Annotated in this window: 24 protein-coding genes; 14 read left to right on the top strand and 10 right to left on the bottom strand. The window is 72.4% G+C overall.

What is annotated here, in order from left to right:
* Positions 1-2: 2 nt before the first annotated feature.
* Positions 3-1,451, top strand: coding sequence for an NAD(P)H-quinone dehydrogenase (locus ACFVYK_RS04450; RefSeq protein ID WP_389768339.1), 1,449 nt, complete (start codon positions 3-5; stop codon positions 1,449-1,451).
* Positions 1,452-1,651: 200 nt separating this feature from the next.
* Positions 1,652-2,617: a DeoR/GlpR family DNA-binding transcription regulator gene (locus ACFVYK_RS04445; protein WP_389768337.1), complete on the top strand. Its 966-nt coding sequence runs from the start codon at positions 1,652-1,654 to the stop codon at positions 2,615-2,617.
* Between the two features lie 271 nt (positions 2,618-2,888).
* Here the strand turns inward: ACFVYK_RS04445 and ACFVYK_RS04440 are convergent, their stop codons facing one another.
* Positions 2,889-4,661 carry an acetyl/propionyl/methylcrotonyl-CoA carboxylase subunit alpha gene (locus ACFVYK_RS04440; RefSeq protein WP_389768335.1) on the bottom strand — a complete coding sequence of 591 codons (1,773 nt, stop codon included), beginning with the start codon at positions 4,659-4,661 and terminating at the stop codon, positions 2,889-2,891.
* Positions 4,662-5,045: 384 nt separating this feature from the next.
* On the opposite strand from ACFVYK_RS04440, the gene ACFVYK_RS04435 reads away from it, so the two are divergent.
* The gene (locus ACFVYK_RS04435; RefSeq protein ID WP_389768333.1) at positions 5,046-5,552 is read left to right on the top strand and encodes a hypothetical protein; all 507 of its coding nucleotides are present in this window, start codon (positions 5,046-5,048) and stop codon (positions 5,550-5,552) included.
* On the opposite strand, the gene ACFVYK_RS04430 is transcribed toward ACFVYK_RS04435, so the two are convergent.
* The 4 genes from ACFVYK_RS04430 to ACFVYK_RS04415 form a co-directional block, all read right to left on the bottom strand.
* Positions 5,521-6,126, bottom strand: a complete 606-nt coding sequence (locus ACFVYK_RS04430) for a Maf family protein (RefSeq protein WP_389768331.1) — start codon at positions 6,124-6,126, stop codon at positions 5,521-5,523. The two genes, ACFVYK_RS04435 and ACFVYK_RS04430, sit on opposite strands and share 32 nt — an antisense overlap.
* 110 nt (positions 6,127-6,236) lie before the next feature.
* Positions 6,237-6,365 carry a morphogenic membrane protein MmpB gene (mmpB, locus tag ACFVYK_RS04425; RefSeq protein WP_389768329.1) on the bottom strand — a complete coding sequence of 43 codons (129 nt, stop codon included), beginning with the start codon at positions 6,363-6,365 and terminating at the stop codon, positions 6,237-6,239.
* 171 nt (positions 6,366-6,536) lie between these two features.
* Positions 6,537-6,749, bottom strand: coding sequence for an acyl-CoA carboxylase epsilon subunit (locus ACFVYK_RS04420; protein WP_389768327.1), 213 nt, complete (start codon positions 6,747-6,749; stop codon positions 6,537-6,539).
* A gap of 9 nt (positions 6,750-6,758) precedes the next feature.
* The gene (locus ACFVYK_RS04415; RefSeq protein WP_389768325.1) at positions 6,759-8,396 is read right to left on the bottom strand and encodes an acyl-CoA carboxylase subunit beta; all 1,638 of its coding nucleotides are present in this window, start codon (positions 8,394-8,396) and stop codon (positions 6,759-6,761) included.
* Positions 8,397-8,507: 111 nt separating this feature from the next.
* On the opposite strand from ACFVYK_RS04415, the gene ACFVYK_RS04410 reads away from it, so the two are divergent.
* Complete coding sequence (locus ACFVYK_RS04410) at positions 8,508-9,374, top strand: biotin--[acetyl-CoA-carboxylase] ligase (protein ID WP_389768323.1); 867 nt, start codon at positions 8,508-8,510, stop codon at positions 9,372-9,374.
* Positions 9,375-9,514: 140 nt separating this feature from the next.
* The gene (locus tag ACFVYK_RS04405; RefSeq protein WP_389768321.1) at positions 9,515-10,660 is read left to right on the top strand and encodes an adenylate/guanylate cyclase domain-containing protein; all 1,146 of its coding nucleotides are present in this window, start codon (positions 9,515-9,517) and stop codon (positions 10,658-10,660) included.
* Positions 10,661-10,722: 62 nt separating this feature from the next.
* Here the strand turns inward: ACFVYK_RS04405 and ACFVYK_RS04400 are convergent, their stop codons facing one another.
* Entirely contained in the window at positions 10,723-11,415 is a 693-nt protein-coding gene (locus ACFVYK_RS04400) for a hypothetical protein (protein WP_389768319.1), read from the bottom strand.
* Between the two features lie 276 nt (positions 11,416-11,691).
* Between ACFVYK_RS04400 and ACFVYK_RS04395 the strand changes: the two genes are divergently transcribed.
* The 3 genes from ACFVYK_RS04395 to hutH all read left to right on the top strand — a co-directional run bounded on the left by ACFVYK_RS04395 (position 11,692) and on the right by hutH (position 15,437).
* Positions 11,692-12,561: an enoyl-CoA hydratase/isomerase family protein gene (locus ACFVYK_RS04395; RefSeq protein ID WP_389768317.1), complete on the top strand. Its 870-nt coding sequence runs from the start codon at positions 11,692-11,694 to the stop codon at positions 12,559-12,561.
* Between the two features lie 104 nt (positions 12,562-12,665).
* Positions 12,666-13,814 (top strand): diguanylate cyclase domain-containing protein, encoded by a 1,149-nt coding sequence (locus ACFVYK_RS04390; RefSeq protein ID WP_389768315.1) that lies wholly within the window; start codon positions 12,666-12,668, stop codon positions 13,812-13,814.
* Positions 13,815-13,898: 84 nt separating this feature from the next.
* The gene (gene hutH / locus ACFVYK_RS04385) at positions 13,899-15,437 is read left to right on the top strand and encodes a histidine ammonia-lyase (protein WP_389768381.1); all 1,539 of its coding nucleotides are present in this window, start codon (positions 13,899-13,901) and stop codon (positions 15,435-15,437) included.
* 73 nt (positions 15,438-15,510) lie between these two features.
* Here hutH and ACFVYK_RS04380 read toward each other — a convergent pair whose 3' ends face one another.
* Both ACFVYK_RS04380 and ACFVYK_RS04375 read right to left on the bottom strand, forming a co-directional pair.
* Positions 15,511-16,311 carry a hypothetical protein gene (locus ACFVYK_RS04380; RefSeq protein WP_389768313.1) on the bottom strand — a complete coding sequence of 267 codons (801 nt, stop codon included), beginning with the start codon at positions 16,309-16,311 and terminating at the stop codon, positions 15,511-15,513.
* Positions 16,312-16,353: 42 nt separating this feature from the next.
* Positions 16,354-16,731, bottom strand: coding sequence for an LPXTG cell wall anchor domain-containing protein (locus ACFVYK_RS04375; protein WP_389768311.1), 378 nt, complete (start codon positions 16,729-16,731; stop codon positions 16,354-16,356).
* A gap of 148 nt (positions 16,732-16,879) precedes the next feature.
* On the opposite strand from ACFVYK_RS04375, the gene ACFVYK_RS04370 reads away from it, so the two are divergent.
* The 5 genes from ACFVYK_RS04370 to ACFVYK_RS04350 all read left to right on the top strand — a co-directional run bounded on the left by ACFVYK_RS04370 (position 16,880) and on the right by ACFVYK_RS04350 (position 21,963).
* Positions 16,880-17,209 carry a hypothetical protein gene (locus ACFVYK_RS04370; protein WP_389768309.1) on the top strand — a complete coding sequence of 110 codons (330 nt, stop codon included), beginning with the start codon at positions 16,880-16,882 and terminating at the stop codon, positions 17,207-17,209.
* 203 nt (positions 17,210-17,412) lie between these two features.
* Positions 17,413-18,675 carry an Ig-like domain-containing protein gene (locus ACFVYK_RS04365; RefSeq protein ID WP_389768307.1) on the top strand — a complete coding sequence of 421 codons (1,263 nt, stop codon included), beginning with the start codon at positions 17,413-17,415 and terminating at the stop codon, positions 18,673-18,675.
* Between the two features lie 167 nt (positions 18,676-18,842).
* Entirely contained in the window at positions 18,843-20,306 is a 1,464-nt protein-coding gene (locus tag ACFVYK_RS04360; protein ID WP_389768306.1) for an ABC transporter permease, read from the top strand.
* Between the two features lie 36 nt (positions 20,307-20,342).
* Positions 20,343-21,029, top strand: coding sequence for an ABC transporter ATP-binding protein (locus ACFVYK_RS04355; protein ID WP_389768305.1), 687 nt, complete (start codon positions 20,343-20,345; stop codon positions 21,027-21,029).
* A gap of 115 nt (positions 21,030-21,144) precedes the next feature.
* On the top strand, positions 21,145-21,963 hold the full coding sequence (locus ACFVYK_RS04350; RefSeq protein WP_389768303.1) for a group II truncated hemoglobin: 819 nt from the start codon (positions 21,145-21,147) through the stop codon (positions 21,961-21,963).
* 33 nt (positions 21,964-21,996) lie between these two features.
* Here the strand turns inward: ACFVYK_RS04350 and ACFVYK_RS04345 are convergent, their stop codons facing one another.
* Positions 21,997-22,896: a helix-turn-helix domain-containing protein gene (locus ACFVYK_RS04345; protein ID WP_389768301.1), complete on the bottom strand. Its 900-nt coding sequence runs from the start codon at positions 22,894-22,896 to the stop codon at positions 21,997-21,999.
* A 175-nt stretch (positions 22,897-23,071) separates the two neighbouring features.
* On the opposite strand from ACFVYK_RS04345, the gene ACFVYK_RS04340 reads away from it, so the two are divergent.
* Complete coding sequence (locus ACFVYK_RS04340; RefSeq protein WP_389768300.1) at positions 23,072-24,115, top strand: NAD(P)-dependent alcohol dehydrogenase; 1,044 nt, start codon at positions 23,072-23,074, stop codon at positions 24,113-24,115.
* A gap of 251 nt (positions 24,116-24,366) precedes the next feature.
* Here ACFVYK_RS04340 and ACFVYK_RS04335 read toward each other — a convergent pair whose 3' ends face one another.
* Entirely contained in the window at positions 24,367-24,693 is a 327-nt protein-coding gene (locus tag ACFVYK_RS04335; protein WP_389768298.1) for a hypothetical protein, read from the bottom strand.
* Positions 24,694-24,754: the final 61 nt, after the last annotated feature.

The following is a 24,754-nucleotide window of genomic DNA, read 5'->3' as shown; positions in this document are numbered from 1 at the left end:
CAATGGAGTACGTGACTCGGATCGTGATCATCGGTGGCGGACCCGGCGGCTATGAGGCGGCCCTGGTGGCCGCGCAGCTCGGCGCGGAGGTGACCGTCGTCGACTGCGACGGTCTGGGCGGAGCGTCGGTGCTGACCGACTGCGTGCCGTCGAAGACCCTGATCGCCACGGCCGAGGTGATGACCACCTTCGACTCCTCGTACGAGGAGCTCGGCATCATCGTCGCCGACGACACCCCGCCGCTGGAGCAGGCGGCCCGGGTGGTCGGGGTGGATCTCGGCAAGGTCAACCGCCGGGTGAAGCGGCTCGCGCTCGCCCAGTCGCACGACATCACCGCCTCCGTCACCCGGGCCGGCGCCCGCGTGCTGCGCGGCCGCGGCCGGCTGGAGGGCATGCAGGCCCTCGACGGCTCCCGCAAGGTGGTGGTCTCCGCCGCCGACGGGACCGAGGAGACCCTCACCGCCGACGCCGTCCTGCTCGCCACCGGCGCCCACCCGCGCGAGTTGCCCGACGCCCAGCCCGACGGCGAGCGCATCCTGAACTGGACCCAGGTCTACGACCTCGCCGAGCTGCCCGAGGAGCTCATCGTGGTCGGCTCGGGCGTCACGGGCGCGGAGTTCGCCGGCGCCTACCAGGCCCTCGGCTCGAAGGTCACCCTCGTCTCCTCCCGCGACCGGGTGCTGCCCGGCGAGGACCCGGACGCCGCCGCCGTGCTGGAGGACGTCTTCCGCCGCCGCGGCATGAACGTCATGGCCCGCTCGCGCGCCGAGTCCGCCAAACGGGTCGGCGACCGGGTCGAGGTCACCCTGTCCGACGGCCGGGTCATCACCGGCTCGCACTGCCTCATGGCCGTCGGCGCCATCCCCAACAGCGAGGGGATGGGCCTGGAGGAGGCGGGCGTCAAGGTCCGCGAGTCCGGGCACATCTGGACCGACAAGGTCTCCCGGACCACCGCCCCGGGCGTGTACGCCGCCGGAGACGTGACCGGGATCTTCGCGCTGGCCTCCGTCGCCGCCATGCAGGGGCGCATCGCCATGTACCACTTCCTGGGCGACGCGGTGGCCCCGCTCAACCTCAAGACGGTCTCCTCGAACGTCTTCACCGACCCCGAGATCGCCACCGTCGGCTACAGCCAGGCCGACGTGGACGGCGGGAAGATCGACGCCCGGGTCGTCAAGCTGCCGCTGCTGCGCAACCCGCGCGCCAAGATGCAGGGCATCCGGGACGGCTTCGTCAAGATCTTCTGCCGGCCCGGCACCGGGATCGTCGTCGGCGGCGTGGTCGTCGCGCCGCGCGCCTCGGAACTGATCCACCCCATCTCGATCGCCGTCGACAACAACCTGACGGTCGAACAGATCGCGAACGCGTTCACCGTGTACCCGTCCCTTTCCGGGTCGATCGCGGAGGTGGCGCGACAGCTGCACACGCGCAAGACGGCGGGCGAGGTCTGACGGCCGCTGTCGGCGACCGGCCGGACTGCCGTCCGGTCGTGGGGAGTTGACGGCCCGTGCGCAGCGGGCCGCCGTAAGGTGCGCAGGCGCCGGTAAGGGACTTGCGCCTTATACCACTGGCCGTCCCCCTGTGCGAACAACTTCTACTATTCGGCGCAAAGAGCTGAAAGCAGACGGTCGTCCGCGTTACTGTCAGTTTCGTGTTCGCTGCAGAACGTCGCCAATTGATCCTCGAAATGGTGCGAGCGAACGGGGCCGTGTCGCTCCGTGAACTCGCCCGCGTCGTCCAGACCTCCGAAGTGACCGTACGGCGGGACGTGCGCGCACTGGAGGCAGAAGGACTCCTCGACCGCCGGCACGGCGGTGCGGTATTGCCGGGCGGGTTCACGCGAGAATCCGGCTTTCCGCAGAAATCCCATCTCGCGACCGCCGAAAAGACCGCCATCGCGGACCTCGCCGCCAACTTCGTCGAAGAGGGCGAGGCCATCGTGGTCGGGGCGGGCACCACGACCCAGGAGCTGGCCCGCCGGCTCGCCCGGGTGCCCGGTCTGACCGTGGTCACCAACTCCCTGCTGGTGGCGCAGGCCTTGGCCCATGCCAACCGGGTCGAGGTCGTGATGACCGGCGGCACCCTGCGCGGCTCCAACTACGCCCTCGTGGGCAGCGGCGCCGAGCAGTCCCTGCAGGGGCTGCGGGTCTCGCGGGCCTTCCTCTCCGGGAGCGGGCTGACCGCCGAGCGCGGGCTGTCCACGTCCAACATGCTGTCGGCGTCCGTGGACCGGGCGCTGGTGCAGGCCGCCGCCGAGGTCGTGGTCCTCGCCGACCACACCAAGCTCGGCACCGACACCATGTTCCAGACGGTGCCCACGGACCTCATCACCCGCCTGGTGACCGACGAGCCGCCCGCGCACGACGAGCGCGCCGCCACCGAGCTGCAGGCCCTGGCCGACCAGGGGGTGCAGATCGCCGTGGCCGGGGCGACGGGAAGCCAGGGGGGTGACACGGTCCCGGCGCGCCACCAGCAGCAGCGTCGGGACGTGCCGCTGCCGGCCCCTCGCCGGGGCCAGGTCCCGGGCGCTCCGGCGGGGCTGCGCGCGACCTCGATGCTGGGCGAGCAGTCCCCCGGCGGGGAGCGCGCCCGCGTCGCCGACCTGCGCCGTCGCTGACCTCCCCGGCCGCCACGGGGCTGCCGCCCCGGGCCCCGCCGCGGCTGAGGAAGCCGACGCGGGGAGAGCACCGGCCGGCCTGCGGCAGTCGCGTGGGCTGGACGGCCCGGGCGGGTCGGATGCCCGGGCGGGCCGTCCGGGGCCGGTGGGCCGGGTCGCCCACCCGGGGGCCCGGGCTCCCGAGGACCCCGGCTCCCGAGGGCCCCGGCAGTCGCCCGGAACGCGGTGAGGCGCCCGACAGGCGGGCGCCTCGACACGTCGACCGGTGAGGTCAGTCCTTGATCTCGCAGATCGCGGCGCCCGAGGTGATGGACGCGCCGACCTCCGCCGCGAGCCCCTTCACGGTGCCCGAGCGGTGGGCGTTGAGCGGCTGCTCCATCTTCATCGCCTCGAGGACGACGATCAGGTCGCCCTCCTTGACCTCCTGCCCCTCCTCGACGGCCACCTTGACGATGGTGCCCTGCATCGGAGAGGCCAGGGTGTCGCCGGAGGCCATGGGGCCGGACTTCTTGGCCGCGCGGCGCTTGGGCTTGGCGCCCGCCGCGAGGCCGGTGCGGGCCAGGGACATGCCGAGCGAGGACGGGAGGGAGACCTCCAGGCGCTTGCCGCCGACCTCGACGACGATCGTCTCGCGGTCCGTCTCGTCCTCGGCCTCGGTGTCGGCCGCGGCGGAGAAGGCGGGGATCTCGTTGACGAACTCGGTCTCGATCCACCGGGTGTGGACCGTGAACGGGTCCCGGCTGCCGGTGAGCTCGGGGGCGAACGCCGGGTCCTTGACGACCGCGCGGTGGAACGGGATCGCCGTGGCCATGCCCTCGACCTGGAACTCCTCCAGGGCGCGGGCCGCCCGCTGCAGCGCCTGCTCACGGGTGGCGCCGGTGACGATCAGCTTGGCCAGGAGCGAGTCCCACGCCGGGCCGATGACCGAGCCGGACTCGACGCCGGCGTCCAGGCGCACGCCCGGACCGGACGGCGCCTCGAAGCGGGTCACCGTGCCCGGTGCGGGCAGGAAGTTGCGGCCCGGGTCCTCGCCGTTGATGCGGAACTCGAACGAGTGCCCGCGCAGCTCCGGGTCGCCGTAGCCGAGCTCCTCGCCGTCGGCGATGCGGAACATCTCGCGCACCAGGTCGATGCCGGCGACCTCCTCGGTGACCGGGTGCTCGACCTGGAGACGGGTGTTGACCTCCAGGAAGGAGATCGTCCCGTCGAGGCCGACGAGGAACTCCACGGTGCCGGCGCCGACGTAGCCGGCCTCCTTGAGGATGGCCTTGGAGGAGGCGTACAGCTCGGCGACCTGCGCCTCGGACAGGAACGGCGCCGGGGCCTCCTCGACCAGCTTCTGGTGGCGGCGCTGGAGGGAGCAGTCGCGGGTGGACACCACGACCACGTTGCCGTGGCGGTCGGCCAGGCACTGCGTCTCCACGTGCCGCGGCTTGTCCAGGTAGCGCTCGACGAAACACTCGCCCCGGCCGAAGGCGGCGACCGCCTCGCGGACGGCCGAGTCGTACAGCTCGGGCACCTCTTCGAGGGTGCGGGCGACCTTGAGACCGCGTCCGCCGCCGCCGAAGGCGGCCTTGATCGCGATCGGCAGGCCGTGCTCCTCGGCGAAGGCGACGACCTCGTCGGCGCCGGACACCGGGTCGGGCGTGCCGGCGACCAGCGGCGCGCCGGCACGCTGGGCGATGTGCCGGGCGGCGACCTTGTCGCCGAGGTCGCGGATGGCCTGCGGCGGCGGGCCGATCCAGATCAGGTCGGCGTCCAGGACCGCCTGGGCGAACTCGGCGTTCTCCGACAGAAAGCCGTAGCCCGGGTGGACGGCGTCGGCGCCGGACTCCCGCGCCGCGTTCAGCACCTTGCCGATGTCGAGATAGCTGGTCGCCGGAGTGTCACCGCCCAGGGCGAACGCCTCATCCGCCGCGCGGACATGCAGAGCGTCCCGGTCCGGGTCGGCGTAGACGGCCACGCTCGCGATACCGGCATCCCGGCACGCCCGGGCCACGCGGACTGCGATTTCGCCACGGTTGGCGATGAGCACCTTGCGCACGATTGAGGCTCCCTCCTTGAAACAAGCCGAGTTTAGGGACTGCCGACACGGCTCTACGACCCGTCCCCAAAGGTGAGCTTGCCCACACGGAGCGTGATGTCAGGCTCACTCGACCGCGAAATCCCTTGTAGTACCGCCGTACGCAGCACTCCTGCCGGAAACCCTAGCCCTCATGTGTGGTCAAGGTCTCTGTGAGAGCGTGCTGCGGCCCACTCCGTTTCTTTGTCGAGTCCCTACGAATGGCCCAATGATTCTTTGCCGCACGCAGAACCCTTGTCCCATCGTTTACCCGTTAGTAGCGTTCCGGGTGTCCCGGACGTACTTGAGGTAACAGCTAGCTTGCCCGGACCCGCTGAGGTCCGGCTCGAAAGTGGGTGGGGACCGGTGGTCCGCAGACCGGTGGCGTGGGTCGTGGCGATCGTGCTGTTCGTCGAGGCGATCGGGATCGCCGCGCTGAACTGGTTCATGGGCGTCGTGGTGGACCGGCAGGACATGTCCCTGGCCGGCCTGGACCCGCACGTGATGTCGACGTCCTCGAAGGTCGGCGGGATCGTCTTCGGGCTCTACTTCGCCCTGTGCGGCGTGGTGGCCCTGCTGGTGGCGCTGCGCGACCGGGCGCCCGCGGGCTTCGGCCGGGTCCTGCTGATCAGCGCGGCCGTCGTGCACGGCCTGCTGGGCGCCTTCGCGTGGGGGCTGCTGGGCGTGCCGCAGTTCCTCTTCATGGTGGTCGTGCTCGCCCTGATCGTGCTGCTGCTGATGACGTACGACGCCCGGCAGCGGCCCGCCCGGACGCCCCAGGACGGCAAGGGCGACGCCGGCGGGTCGCCCGCCGCGCGCCCGGCCACCGCGCCTCAGCCGGTCACGCCTCCGGCGGCGCCCACAACTCCGTGATGCCGACGCCCAGTTGCGCCAGCAGTCGGCGCACCAGGGGCAGGCTGATGCCGATGACGTTGCCGTGGTCGCCGTCGATGCCGTCGACGAACGGGGCCGAACGGCCGTCGAGGGTGAACGCCCCGGCGACGTACAGGGGCTCGCCCGAGGCGACGTAGGCGGCGACCTCCGCGTCCGACGGCTCGCCGAAGCGGACGACGGTGGAGGCGGTCGCCGAGGCGTGGCGCCCGCTGGCGGTGTCGTAGACGCAGTGGCCGGTCTGGAGCGTCCCGGCCCGGCCGCGCATCGCCTTCCAGCGCGCGGTCGCCTCGGCGGCGTCCGCCGGCTTGCCCAGCGCCTCGCCGTCCAGGTCGAGCACCGAGTCGCAGCCGATCACCAGGGCGCCCTTGACCTCGGGCCGGGCGGCCACGACGGACGCCTTGGCCTCGGCGAGGGCGAGGGCCAGCTCGGCCGGGGTGGGGGCGGTGACGGCGTCCTCGTCGACGCCGCTCACGATCACCTCGGGGGCGAGGCCGGCCTGGCGCAGCAGATTCAGCCGGGCGGGGGACTGGGAGGCGAGGACGAGTCGGCGCATGCGGTCAGCCTAGGGCCTGTCGTTCGGATCAGTCCGCAGAAGCGGGGCGAGCAGGCACCGTCGGACTCCCGCGGCCTGATCCGGACGACAGACCCCGGCGGCGGCGGAGTTCACCTGACACCCAGCACGATCATGGCCACCACCATGGCCAGGGCGAGGAAGAAGCCGAGTCTGCGCAGGGTCTCCTGCATGTCGCGGAGTTCCTCGGGCGGCTCGTTCTCGGGGTCGGACCACAGCATTCCACCAGCGTGCGGCTCGACGCGTCGACGGCGCCTGAGTACCCGTACTCAAGTTGCGGCCCGCAGCCGTTCACCTGATGTCCGGTGTGCGTCGGCTGCGGGCCGGTGGGGGGCTCGTCGCGCAGTTCCCCGCGTCCCCGAGAACGGGCCCCCGAAGGGGGCCGGGCGACCCTAGGCGGGCCAGTAGGTGCGGGTCCAGGACGCCTGGCCGGGCTGCGGCAGGCGCTGTCCCGCGATGCGGGCCGGGTCGGACCACGCGTCCCTGGGGCCGCCTTCGGCGCCGGACGGTGCGGCCGCCGCCGCCGCGGCGCGGGCCCGGACCACCGCCAGGGCGGCGGCGAGCTCCTCGGGGGTCGGGTTGCCCCGAACGACCTTGATCGTCACAGCGGCTCCTTAGAGGGGGATGTTGCCGTGCTTCTTCGGGGGCAGGGATTCCCGCTTGGTGCGCAGTTGACGCAGACCGCGCACGATGTGCCGGCGGGTGTCGGACGGCATGATCACCGAGTCGACGTAGCCGCGCTCGGCGGCGACGTACGGGTTGAGGAGGGCGTCCTCGTACTCCCGGATCAGCCGGGCGCGCACCGTCTCCGCGTCCTCGGCGCTCCCGCCGTTCGCCTCCGCCTCCGCCTCCGCGATCGTGCGGCGGTGCAGGATGTTGACCGCGCCCTGGGCCCCCATGACCGCGATCTGCGCGGTCGGCCAGGCCAGGTTGAGGTCCGCGCCCAGGTGCTTGGAGCCCATGACGTCGTACGCGCCGCCGAAGGCCTTGCGGGTGATGACGGTGATCAGTGGCACGGTGGCCTCGGCGTAGGCGTAGATCAGCTTGGCGCCGCGGCGGATGATGCCGTCGTGCTCCTGATCGACGCCGGGCAGGAAGCCGGGCACGTCCACGAACGTGATGACCGGGATGTTGAAGGCGTCGCAGGTGCGCACGAAGCGGGCCGCCTTCTCGGAGGCCGTGATGTCCAGACAGCCCGCGAACTGCATCGGCTGGTTGGCGACGATGCCGACCGGGTGGCCCTCGACCCGCCCGTAACCGGTGAGGATGTTGGGGGCGAACAGCGCCTGCGTCTCGAAGAACTCGGCGTCGTCCAGGACGTGTTCGATCACCGTGTGCATGTCGTACGGCTGGTTGGCGCTGTCCGGGACGACGGAGTCCAGCTCCAGGTCCTCGTCGGTGACGGACAGGTCCGCCTCCTCGGGGAACACCGGGGCCTCGGAGAGGTTGTTGGACGGCAGGTACGACAGCAGCTGCTTGACGTACTCGACGGCGTCCTTCTCGTCGCCGGCCATGTGGTGCGCCACGCCCGACACCGCGTTGTGGGTGCGCGCGCCGCCCAGCTCCTCGAAGCCGACGTCCTCGCCGGTGACCGTCTTGATGACGTCCGGGCCGGTGATGAACATGTGCGAGGTCTGGTCGACCATGACGGTGAAGTCGGTGATCGCGGGGGAGTAGACCGCGCCGCCCGCGCACGGGCCCACGACCAGGCTGATCTGCGGGATCACACCCGAGGCGTGCGTGTTGCGGCGGAAGATCTCGCCGTACGCGCCCAGCGAGGCCACACCCTCCTGGATGCGGGCGCCGCCGGAGTCGTTGATGCCGATGACCGGGCAGCCGGTCTTCAGCGCGAAGTCCATCACCTTGACGATCTTCTGCCCGTAGACCTCGCCCAGCGCCCCGCCGAAGACCGTGAAGTCCTGGGAGAACACGGCGACCGGACGTCCGTCCACCGTGCCGTAGCCGGTCACGACGCCGTCCCCGTACGGACGGTTGTGCTCCAGGCCGAAGTTGGTGGAGCGGTGCCGGGCGAACTCGTCCAACTCCACGAAGGAGTCCTCGTCGAGGAGGAGGTCGATGCGCTCACGGGCCGTCAACTTGCCCTTGGCGTGCTGCTTCTCGACGGCACGTTCCGAACCGGCGTGCGTCGCTTCCTGGATGCGGCGCTGGAGGTCCGCGAGCTTGCCCGCGGTGGTGTGGATGTCGATCCCTGGGGTCTGTTGGATCTCGTGACGCTCTTCCGGCTCGGACATCGGGATCGCGGCTCCCTGCCTGCTCAAAAGGGGGGACGGTTACTCATCCGTAGAGTAGTGCTGCCCCTACGGATCGGCAGTGCGGCGTTCAACACACCTAGGGTGGCTTGCATGACACCGCGAGATGCAGCAGACGCAGGCGGCAGCCGGTGGTCCGATCTGGACCGTCCGCCCCTCAATGTGACGGCCCTGCGGCGGGGGCTGGTGCGCGAGGGCGGCCTGTGGTCGGGCGTGGAGGTGGTGCAGCGCACCGGTTCCACCAACTCCGACCTGGTGGCGGCGGCGGGCGCGGGACGGGCGGCCGAGGGCGCGGTCCTCGTCGCCGAGGAGCAGACGGCGGGCCGCGGCCGCCTCGACCGCCGGTGGACGGCGCCCCCTCGCTCCGGACTGTTCTTCTCCGCCCTGCTCACCCCCGGCGAGGTGCCGGTGGCCCGCTGGGGCTGGCTGCCGCTGCTCACCGGCGTCGCGGTGGCGACGGGACTGTCCCGGGCGGCCGGCGTCGACACGGCACTCAAGTGGCCCAACGACCTCCTGGTGACCGTCGGGGGCGAGGAGCGCAAGGCCGGCGGCATCCTCGCGGAGCGGGCCGGACAGGACGCGGTGGTCGTCGGCGTCGGCGTCAACGTCTCCCTGCGCGCGGACGAACTGCCGGTGCCGCAGGCCGGCTCGCTGGCGCTGGCCGGCGCGGTCAGCACGGACCGCGACACCCTGCTGCGGAGCGTCCTGCGTTCGCTGGAGGAGTGGTACGGGCGCTGGCGGGAGGCCGGCGGCGACCCGGCGGCCAGCGGTCTGCAGGAGACGTACGCGGCCGGGTGCGCCACTCTGGGACGAACGGTACGGGCCGAGCTGCCGGGGGACCGGTCGCTCGTCGGGGAGGCGGTCGCGGTCGACGGGGACGGACGCCTGGTGATCGCCACGGAGGAAGGGGTACAGGAGCCGGTGGGAGCGGGCGACATCGTCCACCTCAGACCGGTGTGAGCGTCGGCGGCCGTTCCGGCCCCGGAGAGACCGACCGCACCGCACCCGCCGTCGCACCGAACGGAGTGAGCTGGCGCACACCTGCCGTAGAGTTGAGGCCGGTCGATACCTGACCGCGGAAGATCGGAAGGGCAGCAGGCGTGACCGTCGACGACACGGGCTCCGGCGAGGACGGCCGGGGCAACCTGCCGGCCGCCGAACCCGGCGAGCCGGGCGACCCCGGTGAGGACCCGCATCCTCTCGCGCTGCGCCTCGAACAGCTCATCCTCGGCGCCGAGCGCCGATACACCCCCTTCCAGGCCGCCCGCAGCGCCGGCGTCTCCATGGAGCTGGCGTCGCGTTTCTGGCGGGCCATGGGCTTCGCCGACATCGGGCAGGCCAGGGCGCTCACCGAGGCCGACGTCCTCGCCCTGCGGCGACTGGCCGGTCTCGTCGAGGCGGGACTGCTGAGCGAGGCGATGGCCGTCCAGGTGGCACGGTCCACCGGGCAGACCACCGCCCGGCTGGCGGAATGGCAGATCGACTCCTTCCTGGAGGGCCTGACCGAGCCGCCCGAGCCGGGGATGACCCGCACCGAGGTCACCTACCCCATCGTCGAGCTGCTCCTGCCCGAGCTGGAGGAGTTCCTCGTCTACGTCTGGCGCCGGCAGCTCGCCGCCTCGGCGGGCCGGGTCGTGCAGGCCGCGGACGACGAGGAGATGGTGGACCGGCGGCTCGCCGTCTGCTTCGCCGACCTGGTCGGCTTCACCCGGCTGACCCGCCGCATGGAGGAGGAGGAGCTCGGCGAACTCGTCGAGGCCTTCGAGACCACCTCCGCCGACCTGGTGGCCGCCCGCGGCGGGCGGCTGATCAAGACCCTCGGCGACGAGGTGCTGTACGCGGCCGACGACGCGGGCGTCGCCGCCGAGATCGCGCTGCTGCTGGTCGAGACGCTGAGCAACGACGAGACAATGCCCGAACTGCGCGTCGGCATGGCGTTCGGCACGGTCACCACCCGGATGGGCGATGTCTTCGGCACCACGGTCAACCTGGCCTCCCGGCTGACGTCGATAGCTCCGCGGGACGCCGTCCTGGTGGACAGCGCCTTCGCCGAGGAGCTCATCCGCACCGGCGACGCCCCCTCCTCCGAGGCGGAGGCCGCGGAGGAGGCGGCCGCGGCGGAGAAGGAGGGCGAGGAGCCCCCGAAGTACCGCTTCGCGTTGCAGCCGATGTGGCAGCGCCCGGTGCGCGGCCTGGGCGTGGTCGAGCCCTGGCTGCTCACCCGCCGCGGCGACCCGGAGGGCTAGACCCTCCACGTGGAGGGTCTAGCCCTCCGCGTCGGCGCCCACGAAGGCTGCCGGCCTCGCCGCTACAGCTTCGGCAGGGGCGCTGCCAGGGGGTCGACGCACAGGCCGACGACGGGGACGCAGACGCCGGGCTGCCGCGGAGTGCCGGTGTGTCCGGGCCGGGGCGCGGGCGGCGTCGTGGCCGGGGCGGGGGCCGGCGTCGCCGAGGGCCGGGGGGCCGCGGTCGACGTGGGCGCGGGCCGTGCGGTGTCCGGTGCGTCCGGTGTCTCCGGCGCGTCGGCCGAGTCCTGCGGGGGCGCCGCGTCGCGGGCGGCCGGAGCGTGGGCGACGCCCGGGGTGAGGGCGACGGACGTCGGTGAGCCGGGGGCGCCCGGCAGGAGGCCGACCTCGGGGGCCGGGCCGGCGCTCGCGCCGCCCATCGCGCTGGGCGCCGTCGGGGAGGCCGCGACGGTGGCCGCGGTGTCGACCGAGCGGCCGGCGCCGGCGTCGGCCCCGGTGCTCGCGACGGGATCGGGCTGCGGATCGGCCTCGGCGGCGCCCATGCCGACGGCACCGCCCGGGTCGGGGGTCAGCCGCACGAGGCTCAGCACGCCCGCGGCCAGGGCCAGGCCGCCGGCGGCGAACAGCACCTTGTGAGGGCGGGGACGGCGGTGCCGGCCCCGGGGACGCGGCGCCCACGGCCGGTCGGTCTCGGCCTCCGCCGGCGCCGCCATGTCCTGTGCCGTCGGGTCCGGCCCGGTCCGCGTGCTCGTCATCGCGTTTCCTCCCGGATGCGCTCGCGCCCCCGCTGCGCCGGGGCGGACGCACGTTATGCGCTCCTGTGAGCGGTGCGGGGCGAGTTGGGCGGGATGTCACTCGAACGGGTGGGCGGGGCCCGCGGAAACGACGGGTCGGTGAGGGACGGGCGGTCAGAAACGAGTGGTGCGGGCCGGAGGGTGCGGGCCGGAGGGTGCGGGCCGGAGGGTGCGGGCCGGAGGGTGCGGACCGGGCGGCGGCGCGGTTCGCTCTTTCGCTCCCGGCCCGGGGCTGGGATGATCGGACCGCAGTTGTTAACCATCGTTAACCCGGAGGGTGTCGTGAGCGGTGTCGTGGGTGTCGGGGACGAGGAGCGGTTCGGGGAGTTCGTGGCGGTGCGCCGGCACGGCGACGGCGGGCATGTCGCGGAGCTGGCCCTCGACCGGCCGAAGGCCATGAACGCCGTCTCCACCGACATGGCCCGGTCGATCGCCGGGGCCTGCGCGGCGCTCGGCGGGGACCGGGACGTCCGGGTGGTGGTGCTGACCTCGACGCACGAGCGGGCGTTCTGCGTCGGCGCGGACCTCAAGGAGCGCAACTCCCTCAGCGACGCCGAGCTGGTGCGCCAGCGGCCGCTCGCGCGCGGGGCCTACACCGGCGTGCTGGAGCTGCCGGTCCCCACGGTCGCGGCGGTGCACGGGTTCGCGCTGGGCGGCGGCTTCGAGCTGGCCCTCGCCTGCGACCTGATCGTGGCCGACGGCACGGCCGTGGTGGGGCTGCCGGAGGTGTCGGTGGGCGTGATCCCGGGCGGCGGCGGCACCCAGTTGCTGCCGCGCCGGGTGGGGGCGGCCCGGGCTGCCGAGCTGATCTTCACCGCCCGCCGGGTGGCGGCGGCCGAGGCCCGTGAGCTGGGGCTGGTGGACGTCCTGGTGGAAGAGGGGCGGGACCGGGAGGAAGCGCTGGCGCTGGCCGCCCGCATCGGCGCCAACTCGCCGGTCGGCCTCCGCGCGGCGAAGCGGGCGCTGCGGCTCGGGCAGGGGCTGGACCTGCGGGCCGGGCTGGAGGTCGAGGACGCGGCCTGGCGGTCGGTGGCGTTCTCGGGCGACCGGGCGGAGGGGGTGGCCGCGTTCAACGAGAAGCGGAAGCCGCAGTGGCCGGGCGAGTGAGTGCGCCGGGACGGCCGCTGTCACTCTAAGTGCCCCCTTCGTGTCTCTTTTTCACCCAAATATCCCTAGCCTGGGATGATGGGCGAGGGCAGTGGGTGAGGGTGATGGGTGAGGACGGACGCCTCGTGGCCGTCGTGGCGCTCGCGCAGGGCATGGCGGCCGCGCGCACCCCCCGCGAGTCGTGGCGCGCGGCGACCCTCGGCGCGTGCCGCGCGCTGTCCGGGGACTTCGCCGCGCTGTCGGTGTGGGAGCGCGACCTCGGGCGGCTGCGCGTCCTGGCGAACGTGGGCGACCGGGCCGCCGACGAGGACGAGTTCCCGGCGGCCGAGGCCTACCCGGTGCACCAGTTCCCGGAGATCACCGAGTTCCTGCACGAGCGCTGGGCGGCGGGCGGCGAGCCCAACGCCTGGGTGGAGACGGCCCAGGGGCCGGCCGCCGGGCGCCCCGGCTACTGCCACCAGAGGGTCGCCGCTCTGCGCCGCAGGGGCCGCGGCTCCTGTGTGGTGGCGCCGATCGTGCTGCACGGCCGGGCCTGGGGCGAGCTGTATGTGGCACGTCGCGCGGGCGCTCGCGTCTTCGACCGTGCCGACGCCGACTTCGCCACCGTCCTGGCCGCCGTCGTCGCCGCCGGTCTCGCCCAGACCGAGCGGCTGGAGGAGGCCCGCCGGCTCGCCTTCACCGACGCGCTGACCGGTCTGGCCAACCGCAGGGCCGTCGACGTGCGGCTGGAGGAGGCGGTCGAGCGGCACCGCGCGGAGGGAGCGGTGGTCAGCCTCGTCGTGTGCGACCTCAATGGGCTGAAGCGGGTCAACGACACCCGGGGGCACGCCGTGGGGGACCGGCTGCTGGAGCGGTTCGGGTCGGTGCTCTCGTTGTGCGGGGCGATGCTGCCGGGGGCGCTGGCCGCCCGGCTGGGCGGGGACGAGTTCTGCCTGCTGGCGGTGGGCCCGTCGGCCGACGACGTCGTCAAGGTCGCCGACGAGCTCTGCCGCCGGGCCGGGGAGCTGGAGCTCGGCGAGGGGGTGGCCTGCGGGGTCGCCTCCACCCAGGACCCCATCGGGCCGGTGGCCTCGGCGCGGCGGCTGTTCCGGCTGGCCGACGCCGCCCAGTACCGGGCCAAGGCGGTGCGGGCCGGGCGGCCGGTGGTCGCCGGGCGCCAGGGGCCGGACGATCCCGTCGTGCGGCTGGCCGACGAGCCGCCGTCGGGGCGGGAGCGGACCGCCGAGCGGCGCAGGTTCCGGGGGCGGCCCTGACGGTGTGACGCAGTCGGTAAGGGGCGAACCCCGCCTCCACTGGTGACATCCTCGTCTTCAGTCACTACGCTCCTGAATATGGATATGCACACTGTGGTGATGGGGACGCACGGGGTGACCGCGTCCGACGTGCTCGCCGTGGCGCGCGGCGGCGCCCGCGTCGAGCTCTCCGAGGAGGCGGTGGCGGCCCTCGCCGCGGCCCGCGAGATCGTGGACGCGCTGGCGGCCAAGCCCGAGCCCGTCTACGGCGTCTCCACCGGGTTCGGCGCCCTCGCCACCCGGCACATCAGCCCCGAACTGCGCGCCCAGCTGCAGCGCAACATCGTCCGCTCGCACGCGGCCGGCATGGGCCCGCGGGTGGAGCGCGAGGTCGTCAGGGCGCTGATGTTCCTGCGGCTGAAGACCGTCTGCTCCGGGCACACCGGCGTCCGGCCGGAGGTCGCGCAGACCATGGCCGACATCCTCAACGCCGGCATCACGCCGGTCGTGCACGAGTTCGGCTCCCTCGGCTGCTCCGGCGACCTCGCCCCGCTCTCGCACTGCGCCCTCACGCTCATGGGCGAGGGTGACGCGGAGGGCCCGGACGGCGTCGTGCGGCCCGCCGGCGACCTGCTCGCCGAGCACGGCATCGCCCCCGTCGAGCTGCGCGAGAAGGAGGGCCTGGCGCTCCTCAACGGCACCGACGGCATGCTCGGCATGCTGATCATGGCCCTCGCCGACCTGGACATGCTCTACAAGTCCGCCGACGTCACGGCCGCGCTGTCGCTGGAGGCGCTGCTCGGCACGGACAAGGTCCTCGCCCCCGAGCTGCACGCCATCCGCCCGCACCCGGGCCAGGGCGCCTCGGCCGCCAACATGCTCGCGGTGCTGGCGGGTTCGGAGCTCACCGGCCACCACCAGGACGACGCGCCCCGCGTCCAGGACGCCTACTCGGTGCGCTGCGCCCCGCAGGTGGCCGGGGCCGGCCGCGACACCATGGCCCACGCCCGGCTCGTCGCCGAGCGCGAGCTGGCCTCCGCCGTCGACAACCCGGTCGTGCTGAGCGACGGGCGCGTGGAGTCCAACGGCAACTTCCACGGGGCGCCGGTCGCCTACGTCCTGGACTTCCTCGCCATCGCCGTCGCCGACCTCGCCTCCATCGCCGAGCGGCGCACCGACCGGCTGCTGGACAAGAACCGCAGCCACGGCCTCCCGCCGTTCCTGGCGGACGACGCCGGCGTCGACTCCGGGCTGATGATCGCCCAGTACACGCAGGCAGCGCTGGTCAGTGAGCTGAAGCGGCTGGCCGTGCCGGCGTCCGCCGACTCCATCCCGTCCTCCGCGATGCAGGAGGACCACGTGTCCATGGGCTGGTCCGCGGCCCGCAAGCTGCGCACCGCGGTCGACAACCTGACGCGCGTCATCGCGGTCGAGCTGTACGCCGCCACCCGCGGCGTCGAGCTGCGCGAGGGACTGACCCCGGCGCCGGCGACCCGGGCGGTCATCGAGGCCGTCCGCAAGGCGGGCGTCCAGGGCCCCGGCCCGGACCGGTTCCTCGCGCCCGACCTCGCGGCGGCGGACGCCTTCGTACGCGACGGAGGCGTGGTGGCCGCCGCCGAGACGGTCACCGGGCCGCTGCGGTAGAGCCGCGACGGCAGGGGCCCCGCCGTCCCGCGCCCGTGCGGCGCGGGGGCGGGGCCCCGGAGTGCGGCGGAAGCTACTTGAGCTTCGCGACCTGCGCCTCGACCACGGCCGCGGGCACGTCGGACGACTTGCCGGTGGACGTGAGCGCGGCGAAGTCCACCGTGTAGAACGAGGCCACGGTGTTGCCCTTGCGCACCACCTCGGTGTGGAAGGTGGCCGAGCCCTCGCCGTCGACCTCGGAGTCGACGGTGAACGCCACGGACTCGTCACCGCTGCCCGAGGCCTTCTCCGAGGCCACCTTCGTGATCTTCTGCTTCTCGCCCTGGGCGGTGACCCCGAACCCGCCGGAGCAGGCCGCGACGCCGTCGGAGACGGCCTTCAACGCCTTCTCCGCACCGTCGCCCTCGTACGAGGAGAGGCCCACGAAGGTCATGTTGACCTTGAAGGCGTTCTCGAGGTCGGACTCGCTGACGTCCCCGGGGGACTTGGTGGCGGCGGCCGAGACATTGTCCTTCGTGAGCGTGTTGCTCGCGTCGGCCTCCGTGTCGCCCGGCGCGAGACCGGACATGGCGTAGGCGAGCGGCGCGCACGCCTCCTTGTCGGTCTTCACCGCGCTCTTGGACGCCGGCAGGGTGTCGTCGCCCGAGGTGACCTTGTAGCCCTTGATCTCGCCCTGGGCGAGCAGCAGCTTCTCCAGCGAGGCCGTGGGCAGCGCCTTCGCGTCGGACGCGGGCGCGGAGGCCTTTGCGGACGCCGACCCCTTGGCGTCGCCGGCGTCCTTCGATCCCTCGTCGGAGCAGGCGGTCAGGAGGGAGAGCGACAGTGCGCCGATGGCGGCCGTGGCGCACAGCCGCGCCCCCGATGATCTCTTCATGAGCGAACTATGAAGAACCAGTCAAAGGTCAGTCAAGTTCATTTAAAAACCAAGGCGTTCCCGGCGAATCGAGTAGAAAACGAAGCCCGCGCCGAGGGTGAGCAGTGTGGTCCCGCCCACGACGTAGGGGGTCGTGTCGAAGCTTCCGGTGTCGGCGAGCCGGGTGCCGTCGTCGACCGTGGTGTCGGCGGCGGTCCGGACGGCGGTCAGGGCCGTCGCGTCGCCGACGGTCGTGCCGGTCGCGTCGGACGCGTCGTTCATGGTCGTCGACGCGGCCCGTGCCTGGGTCGTGACCTGCGTCGTCGTCTCCGTTCTGACCGGGGCGTCCTGGGACGCGTTGGCGGACGGGACGAACCACAGGGCGCCCAGCAGGGTCCCCGCGGCGGTGGCGGTCAGCAACGGACGGCGAGCGGATGACACGGAATATCGATCCCCTTGTGACGCTGGCGAATTGGCCGTGTGGCCCCGATGCTAATGAAAGGCGCGGGTCGCGGAAAGCCGCGGGAGCCGTCAGCCGTACGCTCCGGCCATGAGTGTTGAAGAGTCATCACGTTTTGTACGGATCCGAGTGGAAATTCTTCTTGAGGTTCATGACGAGGACGCCGTGACGGCGGCCGCGCTGCGACGGCTCGCCGAGGACGAGGGGATCCCGGACGCCGAACGCGCCCATGCCGAGGGCGCTGTGACGGAGGACACCGCGGAGGCCCTCGCCTACCTGGTCGATCCGTTCGACCTGGTCGGCGAGGTCGACGGAGTGGAACTCCAGCAGGCCTCCTGGTCCAGCGAGCGGGTCGACCACGATCCCGATTCGCCGGAGTGGGACCTCGACGACGATGATGTCGACCAAGATGGGGACCCGGACGACGAGTCCGGCGGCGAAGCGGGCGGCATCGGCTGAGCGTTCCGGGGAAACCCGTGACCCCGGACGGCAACCGCCGCCCGGGGTTTCGTCGTCTCAGGGGGCGCACGAGCCGACACCCGCACCAGGCGTGCCACGAACGTGGCATGCCCCACACCCTCGCGGAACGTGGAACGGGACGCACCGGTCGTAGCGTTGAAGGTTCCCGACGGGGACTCTCGGGTTTCAGGCAATCGGCAACGATGGAGAAACGTGTGATGACGGACAGTAGGCGGCGTCGAGGTCTGATGACCGCGTCCGCCCTGCTCGGCGGTGTTCTGGTGCTCTCTGCGTGTTCCGGCGGTGACAGCGGCGCCTCGGACGGCGGAGGCAGCTCCTCACAGGCCAAGGCCGACGAGGCGGCGGCGCAGAAGTCCTCCGAGGCCCAGATCAAGATCACACCCTCGGACGGCTCGAACAACGCCTCCATCAACAACTCGGCGACCGTCACGGTGAGCAAGGGGACGCTCTCCTCCGTGACGATGACCAGCGCCGACGGCAAGGCGGTCGAGGGCGCCCTGTCCGCCGACAAGACCAGCTGGAAGCCGAGCCGGCAGCTGGAGCGCTCCACCACCTACAAGCTGGCGGCCGAGGCCAAGGACTCCGCCGGCCTCGTGGCCCACGAGAACGCGTCCTTCACCACGGTCTCCCCGGACAACAGCTTCATAGCCAACTTCACGCCGGAGGACGGCTCCACCGTCGGCGTGGGCATGCCGGTGTCGATCAACTTCAACAAGGCGATCACCGACAAGGCGGCCGTCCAGAAGGGCGTCACCGTCACCTCCACCAGCGGTCAGGAGGTCGTCTGTCACTGGTTCTCCACCCAGCGCATGGACTGCCGTCCCCAGGACTACTGGAAGGAGAACTCCACCGTCACGCTGAAGCTCGCGCTCGACGGTGTGGAGGGCGCCAAGGGCGTCATCGGCGTCCAGCAGAAGACCGTCACGTTCAAGATCGGCCGCAACCAGGTCTCCTACGTCGACGCGAAGACCAAGCAGATGAAGGTCACGCACAACGGCGCGGTCGTCAAGACCATCCCGATCTCCGCCGGCTCGCCCGACAACAAGACGTACGAGGGCCAGATGGTGATGTCGGAGAAGTTCAAGGAGACGCGCATGAACGGCGCGACCGTGGGCTTCACCGACGACGACGGCAAGGGCGAGTACGACATCAAGGACGTGCCGCACGCCATCCGCCTCACCAACTCCGGCACCTTCGTGCACGGCAACTACTGGGGCGCGAAGTCCGTCTTCGGCTCGGTGAACACCAGCCACGGCTGCGTGGGCCTGTCCGACACCAAGGGCGCCAACGACACCGGCACGGCGGGCTACTGGTTCTACACCCACTCGATCGTCGGCGACGTCGTGGTGGTCAAGAACACCGGCGACAAGACCGTGGCCCCGGACAACGGCCTCAACGGCTGGAACATGGACTGGGCCCAGTGGAAGGCGGGTTCGGCCGTCTGACCGGTCCTCACGACCGGCTCCGACGGGTCCCCGCGACGGTCCGTCCTCAGCTTTCCGGTGCCGCCCCCAGGGGCGGCACCGGTGTTTCCGGGGTCCGGCACAGCCTTCTCATCGTTCTCTTATACCGGCCTTATCCCGTCATCACGCGCCGTACCTAGCTTGCGGCCATGTTCTTCACCTACCTGAGGCGCGAACTGCGCCGCCGCAGAAAAGCGGCTCTCGTCGTCGCCTCCGGCCTCGCACTGGGCATCGCGCTGGTCATCGTGGTCTCCTCCGTGTCGTCCGGCATGGGCAAGGCCCAGGACCAGGTCCTGCAGTCCCTGTACGGCCTGGGCACGGACATGACGGTCACCAAGGCCGCCTCGCCCACCGCCGGCGCCTCGGACCGGCCGCGCTTCCAGTTCGACGCGCAGGACCAGGACTCGGGCACCGAGCAGAGCACCGACCGCGTCATGGTGCAGGGCTTCCAGACCCTGTCGACGGCGACCGTCGGCACGGTCGGCAAGCAGAGCGGCGTCTCCGACGCGGTCGGCGGGCTGAGCCTGCGGGTCGTCAAGATCAACGGCCAGTTCACCCGGGGCCAGTTCCAGCAGAACGGCGGCGGCGCCACCGGCGGCGGCCAGGGCGGCCGCGGTCAGGGCGGCGGCCAGCCGCAGGGCGAGGTGCAGGGCGGCGGCGCGAACTTCGACGTCGACAACTACTCCGTCTACGGCGCCGACGTCACCGAGCCCGAACTCGGCCCGCTGACCTCCTCCACGATCACCGGCGGCCGCACCTTCAAGACCTCGGAGACCGACGCCAAGGTCGCCGTCGTGGACTCGGCCTACGCCAAGGAGAAGTCGCTCAAGGTCGGCTCCACGCTCACCATCAGCGGCGTCAAGCTCTCCGTGATCGGCGTCGCCACCGCCGACAGCGGGGACTCCGCCGCCGACGTCTACATCCCGCTGACCCTGGCCCAGACCCTCGGCGACGCGAAGAACAAGGTCACCACGATCTACGTCAAGGCGACCGACTCGAAGAAGATCGGCAGCGTCAAGTCGACCATCCAGAAGAACGTCTCGGGGACGACGGTGACGACCTCGGCCGACCTCGCGGACACCGTCTCCGGCTCCCTCTCCACGGCCTCCTCGCTGGCCACCGACGTCGGCAGGTGGCTGTCCATCGCGGTACTCGTCGCCGCGTTCCTGGTCGCCGGGCTGCTCACCTCCTCGGCGGTCTCCCGGCGCGTCCGTGAGTTCGGCACCCTGAAGGCCCTCGGCTGGAAATCCGGCCGGGTCACCCGGCAGGTGGTGGGCGAGGCCATGGTCAACGGACTGCTGGGCGGGGCCCTGGGCATCGCGCTCGGACTGGCGGGCGCGTACGCCGTGACCGCGATCAGCCCCACGCTCCAGGCCCGGTTGGGCGGTGGCGGCGGCCAGGTCGGTCCCGGCGGCGGGGGCGGCGGCTTCGGCGGTCCCGGCCGCCAGACGGCGGCGAGGACCCTCGACGTCGCCCTGACGGCTCCGGTCAGCGCGACGACCGTCGCGGTCGCCGTGGGTCTCGCCGTGGCCGGCGGCCTGATCGCGGGAGCGTTCGGCGGCTGGCGGGCGTCGAGGCTGCGCCCGGCGGACGCGCTGCGCCGCGTCGAGTAGCCAACCCACCCACCAACCGCAGGAGTTGCAGTCCCCATGTACGAACTCAGAGGCGTCACCAAGCGCTACACCCGGGGCAGGGACACCGTCCACGCCCTCGACGGCGTCGACCTGACCGTCCCGGACGGCGACCGGCTCGTCATCCAGGGCCCCACCGGCGGCGGCAAGTCCACGCTGCTGCAGATGATCGGCGCGCTCGACCGGCCCACCGAGGGCGAGATCGTCCTCGACGGCGTCGACCTGGCCAAGCTCTCCGAGGCCAGGCTCACGAAGGTGCGCAGCGAGAACATCGGATTCGTCTTCCAGTCCTTCAACCTCATTCCGACGCTCAACGCCCAGGAGAACGTCGAGACCGCCCTCGTCCCGCTCGGCGTGAAGCGCGGCGAACGCCGCGAACGGGCCGCCGAGGCGCTGAAGTCGGTCGGCCTCGGCGAGCGCCTCGGGCACCTGCCCTCCGAGATGTCCGGCGGCCAGCAGCAGCGCGTCGCGATCGCCCGCGCGCTGGTCAAACAGCCGAAGGTGCTGCTCGCCGACGAACCCACCGGCAACCTCGACGAAAGCATGCGCGACGAGATCATGGACGTGCTGCACACCCTGTGGGAGGAGCACGGGCTGACCTTCGTCATGGTCACGCACGACTCCGCGATCGCGAGGAAGGCCCCGCGGGTGGCCACCATCCGCAAGGGCCGGATCACCGTGAAGGAGAACGCGGCGGCGCGGTGAACCCCGCCGCGCGGCGGCCCCGGACCGGGCGGCCGGGCCGGCGGTTCGCTGAGCGCTGAGAGGACGCCCGCCGGAAGGGGAGCCTCCGGCGGGCCGCTCGTGCTTGCGTGGCCCCATGACGGCACCGCAGACAGATCCGACGCCCACCAAGCCCACCACCGTCGAGTACATCCGCTACCGCATCCCGGAGGACCGTTCGGCCGAGTTCCTGGCCGCGTACAGCCGGGCCGCCCGGGAGCTCGCGGCCTCCCCGCACTGCGTCGACTACGAACTCGCGCGCTGCGAGGAGGACTTCGCACACTTCGTCCTGCGCATCACGTGGACCTCGACCGAGGACCACCTGCAGGGCTTTCGCACCTCCGACCTGTTCCCGGCCTTCCTCGCCGAGATCCGCCCGTACGTCGCGAACATCGACGAGATGCGCCACTACAAGGCCACGTCCGTGCGCGGCGCCGGCTCCGCCGTGCCCACGCTGTACGAGTGGGCCGGCGGCGCGGAGGCCTTCGCCCGGCTGACCGAGGCCTTCTACGCCAAGGTGCTTCAGGACGACCTCCTCGCCCCGGTCTTCGCGGGCCTCGCACCGGAGCACGCCGAGCACGTCGCCCTCTGGCTCGCGGAGGTCTTCGGCGGCCCGCAGACCTACTCGGCGACCCAGGGCGGCCACAGTCACATGGTGGCCGAGCTACCCCAGAGGGGGTGCCCCCACGGCCGGGACATCACCGAGCCCCAGCGCCGCCGCTGGGTCAACCTGGTCCAGGACGCCGCCGACGAGGCCGAGCTGCCCGCCGACCCCGAGTTCCGTTCGGCGTTCCTCGCCTACGTCGAGTGGGGCACCCGGCTCGCCGTGCACTTCTCGGGCCCGGACGCCAAACCGCCCGCCGAGCAGCCGGTGCCCCGATGGGGCTGGGGCGCGGCTCCGCCGTACCGGGGCTGAGCCCGCAGAGGGTGTTCGCGGGGGCGGCGCCGTTCAGACGGACGGCGCCTGGGAGCCGGCGCGGGTGGCGTCGGCGCCCCAGCTGGCCAGCAGGCGCAACGCCTGCGCCGACGCCGACTCCGGCTCCGCGTGGTAGGTCACCATCACCTGCTCGCTGTCGTCCGGCAGTCGGAAGCCCTCGAAGTTCAGGGAGAGCTCGCCCACCAGCGGATGCCTCATGTGCTTCACGCCGTGGGTCTTCTCCTTGACGTCGTGCGTCGCCCACAGCCGCCGGAAGTCCTCGCTCTTCACCGACAGCTCGCCCACCAGCGCGGAGAGCCGCGGATCGTCCGGATGGCAGCCCGCCTCCATGCGCAGGACGCAGACGATGTCGATCGCCTTCTGCTCCCAGTCCACGAAGAGATCGTGGTAGTCGGGGCGCAGAAACGTCAGCCGGGCCCAGTTGCGCTCCGCCGCCGGAAGCTCCCCCCAGTCGCCGAACAGGGCCGCCGCCATCCGGTTCCACGCCAGGATCTCCGAGCGCCGCCCGATGACGTACGCCGGCACCGCGTCCATCACGTCCAGCAGCTGGCGCAGCGCGGGCCGCGCCTGCGGGGAGCGCGCCGTCTGCTTCTTCTTCTGCTTCGGCTTCGCGAGGTGGGTGAGGTGGGCGTGCTCGGCGTCCGTCAGGCGCAGGGCGCGGGCGATGGCGTCCAGCACCTCCGCCGAGACGTTCCGTCCGTTGCCCTGCTCCAGGCGCGTGTAGTACGCCACCGACACTCCGGCCAGCTGCGCCAGCTCCTCGCGCCGCAGCCCCGGCACCCGGCGGTGCCGGCCGAAGGCGGGCAGCCCCACGTCCTCCGGCTTCAGCCGGGCCCGCCGGGTGCGCAGGAACTCGCTGAGCTCGGCTCGCCGGTCCAGTGAGGCGCCGGCGGGTTCGGGGCGTTCGTCCATGTCCTCCAGTATTCACGGTCGTACGCACACCATCCTGACCCCGCCAGTGGTAGGCACAGCAGTCGTACGCAAAGGCGTGACCTGGGTGAATCCCGCGGGGCGGGGCAGGCTGGACGTCGTGCCCGGCAGGAAGGCAGGCCGGACACGACGCAACCCCGCAAGGAGAGACCCCGGCATGACCACCACCGTCGCCGCGTACGCCGCCCCCGCCGCCAAGGCTCCGCTGGAGCGCACGACCATCGAACGCCGTCCCGTCCGCGAGTTCGACGTCCTGATCGACATCGAGTTCGCCGGCATCTGCCACTCCGACATCCACCAGGCCAGGGAGGGCTGGGGCGAGGCGATCTTCCCGATGGTGCCCGGCCACGAGATAGCGGGCGTCGTCTCCGAGGTCGGCCCGGGCGTCACCAAGTTCGCCGTCGGGGACCGGGTGGGCGTCGGCTGTCTCGTCGACTCCTGCCGCGAGTGCGCCAACTGCAAGGCCGGCCAGGAGCACTACTGCACCGGAGGCGGCGTCGCCACCTACAACGCCGTCGGCAAGGACGGCGAGCCCACCTACGGCGGCTACGCCCAGAAGATCGTGGTCGACGAGAACTTCGTCGTCCGCATCCCCGACGGCCTCGCCCTGGACGTCGCCGCGCCGCTGCTGTGCGCCGGCATCACCACGTACTCCCCGCTGAAGCGCTGGAACGCCGGCCCCGGCAGGAAGGTCGCCGTCCTCGGCATGGGCGGCCTCGGCCACATGGCCGTCAAGATCGCCCACGCGCTCGGCGCCGAGGTGACCGTCCTGTCCCAGTCGCTGCGCAAGAAGGACGACGGCCTGAAGCTGGGCGCCGACCACTACTACGCCACCAGCGACGAGAAGACCTTCCAGGAGCTGAGCGGCTCCTTCGACCTCATCCTGTCGACGGTCTCGGCCCCGTTGGACTTCAACGCGTACCTGTCGCTGCTGAAGGCGGAGGGCGCGCTGGTCAACGTCGGAGCCCCCGAGGAGCCGATCTCCCTCAACCTCTTCTCGGTGATCGGCGGCGGCAAGACCCTCGCCGGTTCCATGATCGGCGGCATCGCGGAGACCCAGGAGATGCTGGACTTCTGCGCCGAGCACGGTCTGGGCGCCGAGATCGAGCTGATCGGCGCGCAGGAGATCAACGACGCGTACGAGCGGGTGCTCGCCAGCGACGTCCGCTACCGGTTCGTGATCGACACGTCGACGATCTGACCCTCACGCCCCTGAGCGAGCGGCCGGCTCGGACCGGTCCGGGAGGACCGGCAGGACCGGCAGGGCGGACGGCTCGGACCGGTCCGGCAGGGGTCGCGGACCTGCCGGGGCCGGCGCAGCCGACGGCTCTCGTGGACGTCGCACGGCTCTCGTGGACGTCGCACGGCCCCTGGAATCCGCCCTGGCGCCGGGGGCCTGCCGCGTCCCGGACACGCGGGCGGAGGGCGGTTGGGCCGGGGGCGGCGAACCGCTCAGCTGGGGACGGCGAACGACTCGCCGTGACCGTAGGACCGCGTGACGACCCCGCCGCCCGGAGCCGGCCGCATCGAGTGGGCCCGGCCGAGCCCGGCCACCCGCGCCCGCCCGTCCGCGACCTCGACCAGGGTGTTCTCGTCGATCGCCACCGCGTGCGCGAGCCGCCCCGCCGCGCCCCCGGCGGCCGGCCGCCCCGGCGTGCCCCACCGCGCGGCGTGCACGTCCGCACCGAACGGCACCAGCCCCGGCCCGGGCCGCACCTCGACCTCCTCGAGATCCTCGGCGGCGTCCGGCGGACACACCGCCACCCCGTTGTCAGCCATGACGCCATCCAGCCCCCGCGCACCCCCCCACGGGCAACCGAATTCGACCTGGGCCGAACGT

It is taken from the genome of Streptomyces sp. NPDC058291, from assembly GCF_042880855.1.
Lineage (GTDB): Bacteria > Actinomycetota > Actinomycetes > Streptomycetales > Streptomycetaceae > Streptomyces.
Note: the sequence above shows the minus strand (reverse complement) of the source record. Positions and strands in the feature narration are given on the sequence as shown.